Source organism: Qipengyuania sp. B-5, from assembly GCF_056857815.1.
On record NZ_JBSXNU010000038.1, the window covers coordinates 1 to 14,658 of the forward strand.

Here is a 14,658-nt window from a genome sequence, read left to right on the forward strand (position 1 = left end):
CGGCCTGACCCGATCCGCAGCCGATTTTCCGTAATAATGATTCAACGGGAGAAGGCGTCTTGAAGTAATGATGCGGGCATGAGCTCTTATGAGTTTTAATATTTCCCGCCAAAGGTGCCTGCGGAGTTTTTCAACACAATAGGACTATTCGCCGACACATTTCCAGCGCATTTTCACCCGGGCGGTGGGCCTGTCGCCCGCGGCATACCAGCGCGCATTGCGCCGCGAACGGGCGGAAGAGGCGCTCCGCGAAAGCGGCAGCGTGACACAGGCGATCTACGAGGCCGGCTACGGCGCACCCTCGCGCTTTTACGAAGACAGGAAGGGCAGCGGTATGAGTGCAAGCGACTGGAAGGACGGCGGCGCGGGCCGCACGATCCACTGGAGCACAGTCGATACTTCGCTGGGAAGTATGCTTGTCGCCGCGACTGAGAAGGGGGTTTGCTGCCTGTCCTTCGGCGAAGGAGAGGCCGAATTGCGCGCGCGCTTCCCGAAAGCCAAGCTGGTCGAGGGCGGCGAAGAGTTCAGCGAGCTGTTCGAATCGGTCACTGCCGCGGTCGAACAGCCCGGGGCTGCTACGGGCGCCGATATCCCGCTCGATGTAAAGGGCACCGCATTCCAGCAGCGCGTCTGGCAGACGCTCCGGGAAATTCCTGCCGGCGAGACCCGCAGCTATGGCGAACTGGCCGCCGCGCTGGGCAATCCAAAGGCCAGTCGTGCGGTCGGAGGAGCAAACGGAGCCAACAACATCGCAGTCCTCATTCCCTGTCACCGCGTAATCGCGTCTGACGGAGGGCTGGGGGGCTATGCCTATGGCCTCGACATAAAGCGCGAGCTGCTCGCGCGGGAGATGAAATGAGATGACGAGCAAGGTCGACCGGTTCCGCGCGCTCCATGTGCCGGGCAATCCGCTGGTGTTGTTCAATATCTGGGATGCGGGCAGCGCCAAGGCGGTGGCCAGCGCCGGCGCGCAGGCTATCGCTACGGGTAGTTTCGGAGTGGCCGAAGCACAGGGCTACAAGGATGGCGAGACCTTGCCACTCGACGTGGTGCTGGAGAATTTACAGCGCATACTTTCGGTCACCAGCCTGCCCGTAACGCTCGATATGGAAGCGGGCTATGGGGACATGCCGGAGCAGGTCGCGCATTCGGTCGGCAAGGCATATGATCTGGGTGCAGCGGGGATCAATATGGAGGACCGCCTGCCCGGCCAATCCGCCCTGCTTGATCCCGCAAAGGCGGCGAAGCGGATCGCGGCAGCTGCCTCGACAGGCATCTTTGTCAACGCACGTACCGATGTCTATTTAGGCAAGAAGCCCGAGGATTACTCGCCCGCCCTTATCGCCGATGTAATCGACCGCGCGAAAGCCTATGCAGATGCGGGGGCGGGAAGCCTGTTCGTGCCCTTCCTTGGCGATCATTCGGTGATTGGCGAGATCTGCCAAGGCTCGCCGCTGCCGGTCAACGTGTTGTGGGGACCGGGGCGCGGCACCCACGCCGAACTTGCGGCGTTGGGCGTGGCGCGGATCAGCTATGGGCATGGGCCCTGGGCTGCGGCGATGACCTGGCTGGGTGAACAGGCCAAGGCCGTGTTCGCCGGGGAAGGTGCGCCTTACGCGCGCTGAGGATCGTCAAACGAAGCTATAGGGATCGACATCCACAGCCACGCGTACGCCGGGCGGGTGGTCGAGTCTTCCGAGCCATTGGCGGATGACGTCCTGCAATTGCACGCTGCGCCGGGCGTTCATCAGCAGGCGGTAGCGATAGCGGCCGCGTAGCAGGGCCATCGGGGCGGGGGCGGGGCCGAGTATCATGCAGTCAGGCACATCGGGCCTCGTATCGCCGATACGGCGGGCGGCTTCGCGCGCTTCGGATTCGTCTTCCGAAGAGACGATGATCGAGGCCCAGCGGCCGAAGGGCGGGGCACCGGCATCGCGGCGCATTTCGGTTTCGGCGGAGTAGAAGGCGTCGCGGTCTCCGGCGGCGAGCGCGGCGATGACGCTGGCCTCGGGGTGGCGGGTCTGGATCAGGACCTCGCCTGGCTTCGAGCCGCGACCTGCGCGTCCTGCGACCTGCGCGACCTGCTGATAGGTCCGCTCGCCCGCACGCAAGTCTCCACCCTCCAGACCGAGATCTGCATCGACCACCCCTACCAGCGTCAGCTCGGGAAAGTGGAATCCCTTGGTGACGAGCTGGGTACCGACGATCACGTCGATCTCCTTCGCCTCAACCGCGGCGATGAATTCCGCTGCGCGACCGGGCGAATTGAGCGTGTCCGACGTGGCGACGAAAACGCGCGCTTCGGGCAGGCGTTCGGCCACCTCGTCGGCAATGCGCTCCACCCCCGGGCCGCAGGCGACGAGGCAATCGGGTTCGCCGCATTCCGGACAGGCTGCCGGGCTGGGCGTCTCATGGCCACAATGGTGGCAGGCGAGGAGGCGGGTGAAGCGGTGTTCGACGAGCCAGGCGGTACAATTGGGGCACTGGAAGCGGAAGCCGCAATGGCGGCACAGGGTCAGCGGGGCGTAGCCGCGCCGGTTGAGGAACAGCAGCGATTGTTCGCCGCGTTCAAGCCGTTCCGCGATACCGTCGACCACCCGCTGGGCGAGCCACATGCCCTGCGGCGGTTTCTCCTCGGTCAGATCCACGATGTCGATGCCCGGCAATTGCGCGCCACCGAAGCGGCTGGGCAGGTCGACCTTCGCGTAAATACCGCTTTCCGCCATCTGCAGGCTTTCGAGCGCAGGCGTGGCGCTGGCGAGGATGATCGGGAACTGCTCGAAATGTGCGCGCATCACGGCGACATCGCGCGCGTTGTAGCGCACTCCGTCTTCCTGCTTGAAACTGGTTTCATGCGCCTCGTCGACGACGATCAGACCGAGGTTGGCGAAGGGCAGGAACAGCGCCGAGCGCGCGCCAACCACCACCTGCGCTTCTCCACTCGAGACGCTGCGCCATGCGCGGCGGCGCTCGGTGGATTTGAGCGAGCTGTGCCACAGCACAGGTGCGGCTCCGAAACGTTCTTCAAAGCGGTGGAGGAAATTCTCGGTAAGAGCGATCTCGGGAAGCAGGACGAGCACCTGCCTGCCCATACGCAGCGCCTCCGCGACAGGTTCGAAATAGGTTTCGGTCTTGCCCGATCCGGTCACCCCATCGAGCAGGAAGGGCGCGAATATCTTGGCGCGGACCGCCTCCGAGAAGGTGTTCGCCGCCTCACGTTGCCGGTCGCTCAGTTCGATTTGCGCATAATCGGGACGTGCCTCGTCATATGGCCGGTCGCAATCGACCTCGACCGGTTCGAACACGCCCTGATTGACCAGTCCGCGCAGCACCCCTTCGGATACGCCCGCGATTCCTGCCAGTTCGCGAATGGTCGCCTGTTCGCCCTCCAGCGCCTCCATCGCCGCCTGCCGCTGGGGGGTCAGGCGTTCGGGCATTCCTCCGGTCAGGCGGTATTCCGTGATGCTCGCCGGACCTTTCAGCGCGCCGCCCGAAGACAGTGCCATCCGCGCAACGCTGGCCAGCGACGCGACGTAATAGTCCGCAGTCCATTCGATCAGGCGGCGGAGTGGCGCGGGCAGGGGAGGGATCGGGTACAGGCCCCTCAGGTTGCGGAGTTTCTCCGCCGGAACGTCCGTGCCGGGAAGCCGTTCGGCCTCCCAGACGATCCCGACCACGGTGCGCGGGCCCAGCGGGCACTCCACCACCTGGCCTAGTTCGACCGTCATGCCGTCCGGCACCTTGTAGTCGAGCGGGCCGAGGGCGGCATTGAGGACGAGGCAGCGGACGCGGTTCATCTGGCGGCTCATATGGGCCGCGTAAGCAACATGAAACAAGGGTAGGACTTTGTGAGGAGACAAGAAATGAACGATATTCTCGTGAAACCCCCAATCCTCGAACGGAAAAGCGGAAGGCGCGCATTCCTTGGTGGCCTGTCCATCGGCGGCGTCGGCCTGGCGCTGTCCGGCTGTGCCAGCATGCCCGGTTTCAGCATGGTCGACGCAGTGCAGCGCATTCTCTTCCTGTCGAGCGAGCGCGCTTTCGCACGCATGCTCCAGCCGGACGGATATTGGGACCAGCAGGTTGCAACCGTCGGGCTGGAAGGTCTTCTCGGTGCGCGCGGCGGTGTGCTGTCGAGCATCCTCACTTCGGCCCTGTTCAAGGACCGGCTCTACGATGCCTTCGGCGATATTGCCTATGAAGGGGCCTATCGCGCCGCACCGCTGGTGACCGATGCGGTGCGGGTCATCGGCGTCCAGAACGCGATCGACCTGGTGCGCGGCGGCCCGACCGCGGCGACTTCCTTCCTGCGAAATTCGATGGGCACTTCGCTGATCGAGGCGATGGTGCCCGAACTCGGCAATGCTATGCGCGTTGCGCAGGACCCGCTGGTGGGCCAGGCGCTTGCCGCCCTGACCGGCGTCGATATCCCGCAGGTGTCCAGCCGCGTGGCCGCGAGCATCGACAACACGATCTGGCGCGAAATCGGGGCGGAGGAAGCAGCCATTCGCCGCGATCCGCAATCGACGCGTGATCCACTGATCATCGGGGTGTTCGGGGCGGGTTCGCGGCTCTAATTCACTCCGAACGGATCAGCGCCATCAGCGGGCGGATGACAGAGTCGCGCGTGGCCGTTCCGCCGCCGCTGTTGAGTAAGATCCATGCCTCGTTTCGGCGCCCTTCACCGATGAGGCTGATCAATTCGAACCCGCGTTCGGAGCCGTCAACTTGCGCCTGCTCGCTGTTGAAATGGGACTGGTTCTTCGGGCCGAGCACATCACTCGTCGCGAGATAATCGTAGAAGCTTCGCAGGTCGTTGAGGGTCGAGAACATCCCGCCACTGCCTAGCAGCAGCCAGGAAGTCGGACCCCAGTTCGGCGGGATATTGGGCAGACCGACCTGCTTGCCGCCGCCGACTGCGAAAGCCTCGAGCGGCAGGCCCCTGCTCTCGCCATAATCGCCGGTCCGCTCCATTCCTGCCGGATCGAAGAAGTTCTCGCGCAGGAATTTCGCATAAGGCTGCCCGCTACGCTTCTCGACGATCGCTGCCAGCACTCCGAAAGCCCAATGCGAATGCGCATCGCCCTCTCCGGGGGCAAACAGAAGCGGTGTCGCCATGGTCCGGGCGATGAACTGTTCGCGCGTGATCCAGGTGAGGTCCGCATCGGCATCGCTGTCGTTCGCGGGGAAGTCCGGTAGGCCAGATTTACCGGTCATCATCTGGCGGATCGTCATGCCCGCGCGGTCGGTGGGTACGTTGTCGAAATGGACGGCCAGCGTATCGTCGAAGGACAGCTTGCCTTGCTTTTCGAGTAGCATCACGGCGGCGGTGGTAAAATCGATCGGCCGGGACCCGATGCCGAAAACCGTATTGCTATCGATTGTGGTGCCGAGCGCGGCGTTTCCGGTGCCGTATCCTTAACTCAGCACTTCCTCACCCCCAAGCCGCACGTGGACGAGGCCGCTGCGTCCCTCCATGTACTCGTCGATCCGCGACTCCAGATTTGCGCGGGTAATCGGCAGGGGCGGAGCGACTTCCTCGATCGACAGGCTGGCAATGTGGAAGGGCGCGGTTTCTTCGAGCGTCATGGCAATCCGGTGCTCGACCGGTCCCATAAGCATGATCTCGACACCGCCCGGCGCAGGCTGGACCATGACTCCACCGGCAGAGGCAGCAGCGTTGCGAATGGCGGTGAGGAGAAACCGGCGCTGGTCTTCGGTGGTCGAATTCTTGAAGTCGGGAGCAAATCTCTCGTTCTCGAATTCTGTAATAAAGTCATCGATTGGCCGCTGCGCACTTTGTTCCAGCGCTTGCACATGGCCCGAAATGGCGGTCTCGACCGTTTCTGTCTGTGCCTGGGGCAGCGCGCTACCCTGCGCGAGCATGCCGCTGGAAGCCATGGCAAGTAACAGTGCGGCGAGGGGTTTGACGACCATGAGGAACTCCCAATGATTACACTTGTAGTTTAACTACAGTTGTAATTATCCCGCTTTCGGCAAATTGCAACCCCGCGCGGGGTGGCGCGGGGCGGACAGCTTCCATATAGCGGTCGGGAATCGAAAACCTGCTTCTCCGGAGCTGATCATATGAAATTCTTCGTCGACACTGCCGACATCGCCGACATCAAGGAACTGGCCGACACCGGCCTGCTGGACGGCGTCACCACCAACCCATCGCTGATTGCCAAGTCTGGCCGCGACTTCATTGATGTGACCAGGGAAATCTGCGGCCTCGTCGATGGTCCGGTGAGCGCCGAGGTCGTCGCTCTGGATCACGAAACGATGATGAAGGAAGCCGAAACGCTGCGGAAGATCGCAGACAATGTCTGCATCAAGGTCCCGCTGACGATCGACGGGCTGAAAACCTGCAAGAAGCTGACCAGCGAAGGCACTATGGTCAATGTCACCCTGTGCTTTTCGGCCAATCAGGCGTTGTTGGCCGCGAAAGCGGGGGCAACCTTCGTTTCGCCCTTCGTCGGCCGCCATGACGACAATGGCTTCGACGGCATGGAACTGATTGCCGATATCGCCCAGATCTATTCCAATTACGGCTTCGACACCGAAATCCTCGTGGCCTCGATCCGCAACCCCGTCCACGTGCTGCAGAGCGCACTGATCGGCGCCGATGTCGCCACCATGCCGCCCAGCGTCATCAAGGGATTGTTCAAGCATGTCCTGACCGAGAAGGGCATCGAAGGCTTCCTCGCGGATTGGGAAAAGACTGGTCAGAGCATTCCGACTTCCTAACTGGCAAAAGTGGCAGACCAGACACCCCTCGACCTGTTCAAACAGGCGCTGACCGGCACGGCACGCGCAATTGCGCACGAGCCGGAGATCGAGGTCGCCTGGAGCGCGGATAACCCGACGCAATCGGGCAAGAACTTCCGCGTGCCCCTGCCGGGCCGCAATCTTCCGCCCGAACAGGCGCGGGAAGCGCGGGGTTTTGCCGACAGTTTCGCGCTGAAGCTGCGCCACCACAACGAGGCGATGCACGCCAGGGGCGCGCCGCCTGAACCGATCGCGCGCGCCTGTTACGACGCGATCGAGCGGGTGCGATACGAAGCGGTCGGCTCTACCCGCTATTCGGGCATGAGGGACAACCTCGATGCGGCGGTCGAATTGCGCACCGCGAGCGATCCGATCGCACGCGCTAGCGAGGCGAAGGAGGTGCCTCTGCCCACGGCGCTCTCGCTCATGCTGCGCGAAGCCCTGACCGGCGAGGAAATCCCCGATCGCGCGAAACCCGGTGTCGAGATGGTACGCGAGGAAATCCTCTCGCGTATTGGGACCGACATGGAAGACCTCGCGGGCGCATTGGATGACCAGCGCGCCTTCCAGGACCTGACGCTCGACATGTTGCGGCATCTCGAACTCACGCTGCCCGAAACGCCCGAGGACGAGGGGCGCGATGATGGCGATGACGAGGAGGGCGAAAAGCCCGAGGACGATCAGGATTCCGACGAAGAAGACGAGGGCGAGGCCCAGCCGCAGGAAAGCGACGCCCGCGGCGAAACCGTCGACGGCGAGGCCGATGGCGATGCCGAGCAGGACGTTGAGGGCGAACAGGAAATGTCCGATGGCGACCCGTCGGACGAGGATGGCGAGGGCATGCAGCCCGTCCGGCCGAACCGGCCATGGACCGACCTGCCCGAGGATTTCGATTACAAGGCCTATACCGACAAGTTCGACGAAGTGATCGAGGCGCCCGAGCTGTGCGATCACGAGGAACTGGATCGGCTGCGTGCCTATCTCGACAGCCAGCTGGCGGGTCTGCAGGGCGTGGTCACGCGGCTTGCCAACCGCCTCCAGCGCCGATTGATGGCGCAGCAAAACCGCAGCTGGGATTTCGATCAGGAAGAGGGACTTCTGGATGCCGCACGCCTCACCCGCGTTGTCGTCAGCCCCGGCCACGCGCTGTCGTACAAGATCGAGCGCGATACCGAGTTTAAGGATACGGTTGTCACCCTGCTGATCGACAATTCAGGCTCGATGCGCGGGCGGCCCATATCCATCGCCGCGATCAGCGCCGACATCATGGCGCGCACCCTCGAACGCTGCGGCGTGAAGACCGAAATCCTCGGCTTCACCACCCGCGCGTGGAAGGGCGGGCAGTCACGCGAGCAATGGCTTGCCGACGGACGTCCCGCCAATCCGGGCCGCCTCAACGATCTGCGCCACATCGTCTACAAAAAGGCCGACGAGCCCTGGCGCCGCGCGCGCCGCAATCTCGGCCTGATGATGCGCGAAGGGCTGCTCAAGGAAAACATCGACGGCGAAGCGCTGCTCTGGGCGCATACCCGCCTGCTCGCCCGCCCCGAAGATCGCCGGATACTGCTCGTGATCAGCGACGGTGCGCCGGTCGACGACAGCACGCTGAGCGTGAACCAGGCGGGCTATCTCGAAGGGCATCTGCGCAAGGTGATCGAATGGATCGAGAAGCAATCGCCCGTGCAGCTTGCTGCAATCGGCATCGGCCATGACGTGACCCGGTATTACAAGCGCTCGGTAACGATCATGGACGTGGAACAGCTCGGAGGGACGATTATCGAGCAGCTTGCCGGGTTGTTCGAGGTGGAGGGATAGATGGACTGGCTAACATTCACTGCGGGAATGGTGATCGCAATAATGTCTCTGGGCGCGATTCTCCGTCCTCAGAGGCAATTTTGTGACTCTCTGAGTAATCGGAATGCTCGTTTGGCAGAGCTGGACGCTGGCGACTCCGAAAGATATTTTGAGGAGCGCCGAGAGCTCGAAGCCTATCCACCGAAGCGTGACCTAAGCAATCAAACGATACGGCGTTTAGGTTATCTATCGTTGGTGGGTGGCGTAATTTTAGTCGCCTGGTCATTCTCCGGATGAAAGTCACCGAAGCCGTCCAGTCCCGTCGCTCCGTCCGCGCTTTTACCGATCAGAAGGTCGAGCGCGAAACCCTTACCCGCGTGCTCGAAAAGGCGCAGCGTGCGCCTTCGGGCGGCAACACGCAGCCATGGCATGGCATCGTGCTGACCGGCGAGCCGATGCAGGCATTGTTCGACCGCATCGCGCAGGAATTTCCCAAGGGCCGCGACGCGCATGCGCCCGAGTATCATATCTATCCGCCCGAACTCGACGGGGCCTATGAAAAACGCCGCTTCGGTGTCGGCGAGGACCTTTACGGCGCGCTCGAGATTTCGCGGGAGGAAAAAGGCAAGCGCCTGATGTGGTTCGCCGAGAACTTCCGGGCTTTCGGCGCGCCCGTGCTGATGCTGGTCCACACGCCCAGATACATGGGCCCGCCACAATGGAGCGATATCGGCATGTGGCTGCAGACCATCGCACTGCTGCTGCGCGAGGAAGGGCTCGACTGCTGCTTCCAGGAAGCCTGGGCGGTCTATTCCCCGCAAATCCGCGAGATGGTCGACATTCCCGAAGACCACACCTTCTTCTGCGGCATGGCCATCGGCTACCGCGACACGCAAGCCCCCGTGAACAATTTCGATGTGAAGCGTGCCCCGCTGGAAGAAAGTGTCCGGTGGGAAGGGTGGTGACTTCATTCGTCATCCCAGCTTGCGCTGGGATGACGTGACTGTATCAGGCCCAGCATGACCGACACGCCGCTCAAGCTGTTCAACTCGCTTACCCGCAAGCTGGAGGAATTCCAGCCCGTCCACCCGGGCGAGGCGCGCGTCTATACCTGCGGGCCCACGGTCTATAATTACCCCCACATCGGCAACATGCGCGCCTATGTCTTTGCCGATGTGCTGGGGCGAACGCTGAGCTGGAAGGGTTACGATCTCACCCACATCATCAACATCACCGACGTCGGCCATTTGACCGACGATGGGGATGCGGGCGAGGACAAGATGGAGAAGATGGCCGCGGAGAAGGGGCAGTCGATCTGGGACATCGCAAAGCACTACACCGAGGCTTATTGGGCCGACGTGAAGGCGCTCAACATTCGCCAGCCGGCCAAATGGTCGGTCGCCACCGATTACATCGACGAGATGATCGAATTCGCGAAGGGTATCGCGGACAGACACTGCTACGAACTCGAAAGCGGCCTCTATTTCGATGTCACGACGGTGGACGATTACGGGCGGCTTGCGCGCGCCGTGACCGAGGAGGGCGAGGGCCGGATCGACACGGTGGAAGGCAAGCGCAACGCCGCCGACTTCGCCATCTGGCGCAAGACTCCAGAAGGCGAGAAACGCCAGATGGAATGGGACAGCCCTTGGGGCAAAGGCGCTCCCGGCTGGCATCTCGAATGCTCGGTGATGGGCGGCAAGCTGCTTGGCTTTCCTTTCGACATCCACACCGGCGGCATCGACCACCGCGAAATCCATCACCCCAACGAGATCGCCCAGAACCAGGCGCATTGCTGCACCAATGGCCTCGACGTGGCCGAAAACAGCGGTGCGCGCATCTGGATGCACAACAACTTCCTCGTCGAGCGCAGCGGCAAGATGTCGAAAAGCGCGGGCGAGTTCCTGCGGCTGCAACTTCTGATCGACAAGGGCTACCATCCGCTCGCCTACCGCATGATGTGCCTGCAGGCGCATTACCGCAGCGAGCTGGAATTCAGCTGGGAAGGCCTGCAGGCTGCGCTCACGCGGCTGAAGCGCATAATTATGGCGACGGAGCGGCTGAAGGAAGAACTGGCCGGCGACCCTTCGCACCCCAAGTTCGCCCCCATGCGCGAGAAGTTCGCCGCCGCGATATCGGATGATCTCAATACCTCGGTGGCACTGGTCGCACTGGAGGAGGTGCTTGCGGTGAAAAAGGTCGATGGCGGCGTGAAACGCGCGGTGATCGAGGAAATGGACCGTGTGCTCGGCCTGAACCTGTTCGACCTGACCCGCGAGGACCTGCGCATCCGCCCCAAGTCGGCCGAAATCTCCGAAGCGGAAATCGAAGCCGAAATCATTCGCCGCAAGGAAGCGAAGGTCGAAAAGGACTACGCCGCCAGCGATGCGATCCGCGCCAGCCTTGCAGCCAAGGGCGTAGAGGTTATGGATGGCGATCCGCTGGGATGGGAATGGAAATTGTAATCCTGTCGTCGCCCCGGACTTGATCCGGGGTGGTGCTTTCTTTCGAGAGCAGGCTAGAACGACAGGCACTGGCCCGGATCACGTCCTGGCCGACGAGTTGAGGGGTTAGTCACCAACCATATGACCAAAGCCGTCCTGTCCGCCCTGATCCGACCGCTGGTCGAACCGCGCCTGCCCGAATGGGTCGAGCCGCTGTGGTTCATGGATCGGGAGCAGGCGCTGGAGATGGCTCCCGAGGCGGAAATCGGCTGGTTCGACCTTAACGAGAAGGAGCCGATGGCCGAGATTGCGCGCGCCGCGAAAAACCTCAAATGGCTCAATTCGATCTATGCCGGGCTCGATTTCATGCAGCTCGACCTGCTGGAGGAACGCGGCGTCACCGTGACCAATGGGGTGGGCATCAATGCGATCACCATCGCCGAATATGTCGTCATGCTGATGCTCGCCCACGCCAAGGGCTACCGCGAGGTTGTGCGTGCGCAGGACCGGCACGAGTGGTTGATGGATAGCCCCGGCAAGCGCGAACTGGCCGGTGAACGGGTATTGCTCCTCGGCCTCGGCGCGATCGGCAAGCTCATCAAGACCCGGCTCGAAGCCTTCGACATGAAGGTGGTGCCGGTTCGCCGGTCGGGCGGGGAGGGGAGCCTGCGGCCCGGGCAGTGGCGCGAGAAACTGGGCGAATTCGACTGGGTGATCCTCGCAGTTCCCTCAACCGAGGAGACCCGCCACATGATCGGCGGGAACGAGCTTGCCGCCATGCGCCCCAATGCCGTGCTGGTGAACATCGCGCGCGGCGATGTGGTGAAGCAGGACGATCTGGTCGCGGCTCTGCGGGAAAAGAAGGTCGAGGCCGCCCTGCTGGACGTGACCGACCCCGAACCGCTGCCCGAGGATCACCCGCTGTGGGGTCTGGATAATGCGCAGGTCACCATGCACCTGTCCGGCCGCGCGCAGACCAGGATGTTCCAGCGCAGCGCGGATCGCTTCATCGAGAACCTCCATCGCTGGCACAAGGGCGAGCCGGTGGAACCGCAGATGGACTTGGCCGCAGGCTACTGATCACGCGTCGGCCAGCAACAGCAGCTCGCATTGCACCACCAGGCGCGGGCTGGGCAGGAGGCGATGTTCCACCTCGCCGATAGCGGCATCGGCAACCAACTGCCCCGGCAGCGTAAATTCGTGATCGGGCAGGGCGGCGATGAAACGCTCGCCCGCTTCAATTGCCTCTTCACCTGCGAACAGGAGCGAGAGGCTGTGGCGCGTGCCCGCAAAGGTGATGCTGGCCCAGGCTTTCTCGCTGTGAGTGAGGATCTGTGCGCGGTGCTCGGCAAGCGCGAGCAGGGCAAGGCGGAGGCGGTCTCCATCGGAACGACGGGCGCGAGGCGGGCGCGGGGGCTTGCCTTCACTGGACATGGAGCGTCTCCCGCGAGGATTCGCCGCAGGCCGCCTCGAATCCAGACATGAAGCCGCGGATGCGCGCCTCGGTCTGGCCGCGCGGTTCGCGGCCCATCCGAAGATCGAGGACGAAGCGCGGATCATGCGCGGCGAGGCGACCGAACTTGGTCGGCGGCATATCGTGAACGCGAAGAAATTGCTCGATGCTGCGGATCAACATGTTTGTGCTCCCCATGGCTGTATCCGTTCGGGCGAATCGCTCGCCCTGTTCCTGATTCGTTCCAGCCGAAATCCTAGGGGATTATCCCCTTGCGACAAGTAGGAGGGAATTTGGAACATCTAATCCACAGCGAAACCCGCCCCGACTCCCATTTCGGGAGCGCGGTGGTATGAAGACGCCCATTGCAAAAAGGATACGAAATGGCGGAAGACGATCCGACCGAGAATGTCGACTTCGATACAACCGATTTAAACGAAGCCGAGGCCAAATCGAAAGAACTGCGCGCGTACTTCACGAATCGTATCTTTGTGCAGCCAGATGGGATGCATTTGAGAATTACATTCGGCGAGCGAGTGGGCGAAGATTCAGTCTATCATACATCGATAGTGGTCCCCAACGCAGACGCTATAGAGTTCGGCAGGCTTGTGCTGCGAATGGCAGAGGCTGGTTTCGAGAATCAAATGAGCTTCTACAGGCAAGCGATCGAGAAGGATGGCGAGTAAAGGGGAAACTGCCGGAAGTTCGCCAGGCACTTCGGGAGGGCAAGGGGGCGGCGCTCAGCGCAAAGCAACTGGTAAACCGGCGATGGCGGGTGGGAAGGCCCCTCGTTCAAGGCGCGGAAAAGTGTCCAACGTTGGTGGGCACCGGGTCGTGAACTATTATGAACTCACCGAACTGGAACTAGAAACCGTCCAAGATGATCGCGATGAGGGTGCTTGGTTCTATGGATTTGCGGCATTCTGCTTGGGGTTATTCGTAGACACAATACGTGACTTGCTGTTGAGCGAAAAGATCTCAGATGCAAACTGGGGGTTGGTGGTTGCAACGCTTGCTATTAGTTTTGTTCTAATGGTGGTTTCGGCGCTATACGGTTACCGCAAGCGCACTCGCGCTGAAACCAAGTTGCAGAAGATCAAGGATGAACATGACTTCTCATAGCGACCGCTTCGACCGCCTCCTAAAGGCCATGACGGAAGGCGAGCCGCCTACCTCTTCAAAGGGTAAGGGAGACCGAGCCTCCGGAAAAGCAGCCCACCACGAGGATTGTCCTCAAGATAAGGGTGACCTGCGATCCGGAGAATGAAAACGACCTTCTCGGTTTCGATCAGATAGACCATCGTGTCAGAACCACGACCACCAAGGTGGAGGTGCTTCACGCCCGTTAATTCTAACAGCAAATCCTTGTTCTTATCGACGTCGAGTCGATAGAAAACGTCAGGGACCTCCCAACCATTTTCGATATGGTCCAAAAGTTCATTGAATTGCAGCTTTAGGTGAGCGTCGTGCTTCACCCCGCATTCGTCAGCGAACTCGTCGTGTATCTCAACTTTTTTTGGAACAGCCTCAATGCGACTGGTACGTAACGCCTTCAAGCGTTCCCCCCTTAGTCGCCGAAGATGATTTTATTCCGCTCGTTGTGGCTAAGGCCAGTTACGTCTGTCCCCTTGCGAAAACGTAGCGCACGTCTCGCTTGACCCGCTATATCTGCAAAGGTCGGGCCTTGGGCCTTTTTGTCCATCACTTCCTCTTCAGGAAAGTGGTCGGAAACGCGGCGGTACTTCATAACCATGAGCAGGACATATCCCTTCACCTGTTAACAATCAAGAAATGTATCCTGTGGTTCCGGTTCATCTTACGAACGAAGTCATCAACTCCGAAAGCATCATTTCCGGACGGTTACGGCGATTGTGACGAAACTCAAACTCGCCCAGATACTTCGGAAGATGCTTCTGACTAACGTGGATATGCGTTCCGTTGATGCCGCGCTTTAGGCAAGCCCAGAAGCCTTCTACGCCGTTGGTCGATACACCGCCAGCGGCCACATACTGGCCTTTCGAGTGATTGACCTTCTTGTGCCAGTAGCCGTTCAACCAAGCTAGGCCCTGTTGACAAACTGATTGGTCCAGAGGCGGGCGGCGGCGATATGTATGAAGCCGAGATAGCTTGCTGAGGTTTTGTCGTATCGGGTTGCGAGGCGGCGCGAGCATTTGAGCTTGGCGAAGCACCGCTCAATGC

16 protein-coding genes and 2 pseudogenes are annotated in these 14,658 nt (G+C 61.6%); 10 read left to right on the forward strand and 8 right to left on the reverse strand.

Translation table 11 applies throughout. The annotated features are described in order from the left end of the window. Positions 1 to 145: 145 nt before the first annotated feature. Positions 146 to 859 (forward strand): annotated as a pseudogene (locus AC13CE_RS05990) (bifunctional transcriptional activator/DNA repair enzyme AdaA); the annotation flags it as partial. A 1-nt stretch (position 860) separates the two neighbouring features. Continuing rightward, the gene (locus tag AC13CE_RS05995; protein ID WP_482971856.1) at positions 861 to 1,625 is read left to right on the forward strand and encodes an isocitrate lyase/PEP mutase family protein; all 765 of its coding nucleotides are present in this window, start codon (positions 861 to 863) and stop codon (positions 1,623 to 1,625) included. A gap of 6 nt (positions 1,626 to 1,631) precedes the next feature. Here AC13CE_RS05995 and AC13CE_RS06000 read toward each other — a convergent pair whose 3' ends face one another. Continuing rightward, positions 1,632 to 3,809 (reverse strand): primosomal protein N', encoded by a 2,178-nt coding sequence (locus AC13CE_RS06000; RefSeq protein WP_482971857.1) that lies wholly within the window; start codon positions 3,807 to 3,809, stop codon positions 1,632 to 1,634. 54 nt (positions 3,810 to 3,863) lie between these two features. Here AC13CE_RS06000 and AC13CE_RS06005 point away from each other — a divergent pair, with 54 nt between their 5' ends. Further along, positions 3,864 to 4,577 (forward strand): DUF4197 domain-containing protein, encoded by a 714-nt coding sequence (locus AC13CE_RS06005; RefSeq protein ID WP_482971858.1) that lies wholly within the window; start codon positions 3,864 to 3,866, stop codon positions 4,575 to 4,577. A gap of 1 nt (position 4,578) precedes the next feature. Here AC13CE_RS06005 and AC13CE_RS06010 read toward each other — a convergent pair. Further along, positions 4,579 to 5,403, reverse strand: a pseudogene (locus AC13CE_RS06010) (serine hydrolase domain-containing protein); the annotation flags it as partial. Between the two features lie 15 nt (positions 5,404 to 5,418). Further along, on the reverse strand, positions 5,419 to 5,937 hold the full coding sequence (locus AC13CE_RS06015) for a hypothetical protein (RefSeq protein ID WP_482971859.1): 519 nt from the start codon (positions 5,935 to 5,937) through the stop codon (positions 5,419 to 5,421). A 150-nt stretch (positions 5,938 to 6,087) separates the two neighbouring features. On the opposite strand from AC13CE_RS06015, the gene fsa reads away from it, so the two are divergent. From fsa to AC13CE_RS06040, 5 genes are all read left to right on the forward strand, one after another. Further along, the gene (fsa, locus tag AC13CE_RS06020) at positions 6,088 to 6,747 is read left to right on the forward strand and encodes a fructose-6-phosphate aldolase (RefSeq protein WP_473822564.1); all 660 of its coding nucleotides are present in this window, start codon (positions 6,088 to 6,090) and stop codon (positions 6,745 to 6,747) included. 9 nt (positions 6,748 to 6,756) lie between these two features. Next, positions 6,757 to 8,583 (forward strand): cobaltochelatase subunit CobT, encoded by a 1,827-nt coding sequence (cobT, locus tag AC13CE_RS06025; RefSeq protein WP_482971860.1) that lies wholly within the window; start codon positions 6,757 to 6,759, stop codon positions 8,581 to 8,583. Between the two features lie 272 nt (positions 8,584 to 8,855). Further along, on the forward strand, positions 8,856 to 9,527 hold the full coding sequence (locus AC13CE_RS06030; protein ID WP_482971861.1) for a nitroreductase: 672 nt from the start codon (positions 8,856 to 8,858) through the stop codon (positions 9,525 to 9,527). 54 nt (positions 9,528 to 9,581) lie between these two features. Beyond that, positions 9,582 to 11,027, forward strand: a complete 1,446-nt coding sequence (cysS, locus tag AC13CE_RS06035; RefSeq protein ID WP_482971862.1) for a cysteine--tRNA ligase — start codon at positions 9,582 to 9,584, stop codon at positions 11,025 to 11,027. 120 nt (positions 11,028 to 11,147) lie between these two features. Then, a complete protein-coding gene (locus AC13CE_RS06040; protein WP_482971863.1) occupies positions 11,148 to 12,086 on the forward strand; it encodes a D-2-hydroxyacid dehydrogenase in 939 nt (312 codons plus the stop codon). Here the strand turns inward: AC13CE_RS06040 and AC13CE_RS06045 are convergent, their stop codons facing one another. Beyond that, positions 12,087 to 12,440, reverse strand: a complete 354-nt coding sequence (locus AC13CE_RS06045) for a hypothetical protein (RefSeq protein ID WP_482971864.1) — start codon at positions 12,438 to 12,440, stop codon at positions 12,087 to 12,089. Beyond that, positions 12,430 to 12,642 carry a hypothetical protein gene (locus tag AC13CE_RS06050; protein WP_482971865.1) on the reverse strand — a complete coding sequence of 71 codons (213 nt, stop codon included), beginning with the start codon at positions 12,640 to 12,642 and terminating at the stop codon, positions 12,430 to 12,432. The genes AC13CE_RS06045 and AC13CE_RS06050 overlap by 11 nt, the downstream gene beginning before the upstream one ends. Before the next feature lie 200 nt (positions 12,643 to 12,842). Between AC13CE_RS06050 and AC13CE_RS06055 the strand changes: the two genes are divergently transcribed. Both AC13CE_RS06055 and AC13CE_RS06060 read left to right on the forward strand, forming a co-directional pair. After that, the gene (locus AC13CE_RS06055; protein ID WP_482971866.1) at positions 12,843 to 13,145 is read left to right on the forward strand and encodes a hypothetical protein; all 303 of its coding nucleotides are present in this window, start codon (positions 12,843 to 12,845) and stop codon (positions 13,143 to 13,145) included. Positions 13,146 to 13,293: 148 nt separating this feature from the next. Next, positions 13,294 to 13,581, forward strand: coding sequence for a hypothetical protein (locus AC13CE_RS06060; RefSeq protein WP_482971867.1), 288 nt, complete (start codon positions 13,294 to 13,296; stop codon positions 13,579 to 13,581). 47 nt (positions 13,582 to 13,628) lie between these two features. Here AC13CE_RS06060 and AC13CE_RS06065 read toward each other — a convergent pair whose 3' ends face one another. From AC13CE_RS06065 to AC13CE_RS06075, 3 genes are all read right to left on the reverse strand, one after another. Continuing rightward, positions 13,629 to 14,015: a hypothetical protein gene (locus AC13CE_RS06065; RefSeq protein WP_482971868.1), complete on the reverse strand. Its 387-nt coding sequence runs from the start codon at positions 14,013 to 14,015 to the stop codon at positions 13,629 to 13,631. Positions 14,016 to 14,270: 255 nt separating this feature from the next. Then, positions 14,271 to 14,513, reverse strand: coding sequence for a transposase (locus AC13CE_RS06070; protein ID WP_482971869.1), 243 nt, complete (start codon positions 14,511 to 14,513; stop codon positions 14,271 to 14,273). 5 nt (positions 14,514 to 14,518) lie between these two features. Then, positions 14,519 to 14,658: transposase (locus AC13CE_RS06075; RefSeq protein ID WP_482971164.1), on the reverse strand; the 140-nt coding region annotated here is incomplete at its 5' end.

What these genes read in the sequence shown, in the direction of transcription:
- cysS (WP_482971862.1), top strand. Translation starts at nt 9,582, where the DNA reads ATGACCGACACGCCGCTCAAGCTGTTCAACTCGCTTACCCGCAAGCTG.
- fsa (WP_473822564.1), top strand. Translation starts at nt 6,088, where the DNA reads ATGAAATTCTTCGTCGACACTGCCGACATCGCCGACATCAAGGAACTG.
- AC13CE_RS06030 (WP_482971861.1), top strand. Translation starts at nt 8,856, where the DNA reads ATGAAAGTCACCGAAGCCGTCCAGTCCCGTCGCTCCGTCCGCGCTTTT.
- AC13CE_RS06015 (WP_482971859.1), bottom strand. Translation starts at nt 5,937, where the DNA reads ATGGTCGTCAAACCCCTCGCCGCACTGTTACTTGCCATGGCTTCCAGC.
- AC13CE_RS06000 (WP_482971857.1), bottom strand. Translation starts at nt 3,809, where the DNA reads ATGAGCCGCCAGATGAACCGCGTCCGCTGCCTCGTCCTCAATGCCGCC.
- AC13CE_RS05995 (WP_482971856.1), top strand. Translation starts at nt 861, where the DNA reads ATGACGAGCAAGGTCGACCGGTTCCGCGCGCTCCATGTGCCGGGCAAT.
- AC13CE_RS06050 (WP_482971865.1), bottom strand. Translation starts at nt 12,642, where the DNA reads ATGTTGATCCGCAGCATCGAGCAATTTCTTCGCGTTCACGATATGCCG.
- AC13CE_RS06040 (WP_482971863.1), top strand. Translation starts at nt 11,148, where the DNA reads ATGACCAAAGCCGTCCTGTCCGCCCTGATCCGACCGCTGGTCGAACCG.
- AC13CE_RS06005 (WP_482971858.1), top strand. Translation starts at nt 3,864, where the DNA reads ATGAACGATATTCTCGTGAAACCCCCAATCCTCGAACGGAAAAGCGGA.
- AC13CE_RS06055 (WP_482971866.1), top strand. Translation starts at nt 12,843, where the DNA reads ATGGCGGAAGACGATCCGACCGAGAATGTCGACTTCGATACAACCGAT.
- AC13CE_RS06045 (WP_482971864.1), bottom strand. Translation starts at nt 12,440, where the DNA reads ATGTCCAGTGAAGGCAAGCCCCCGCGCCCGCCTCGCGCCCGTCGTTCC.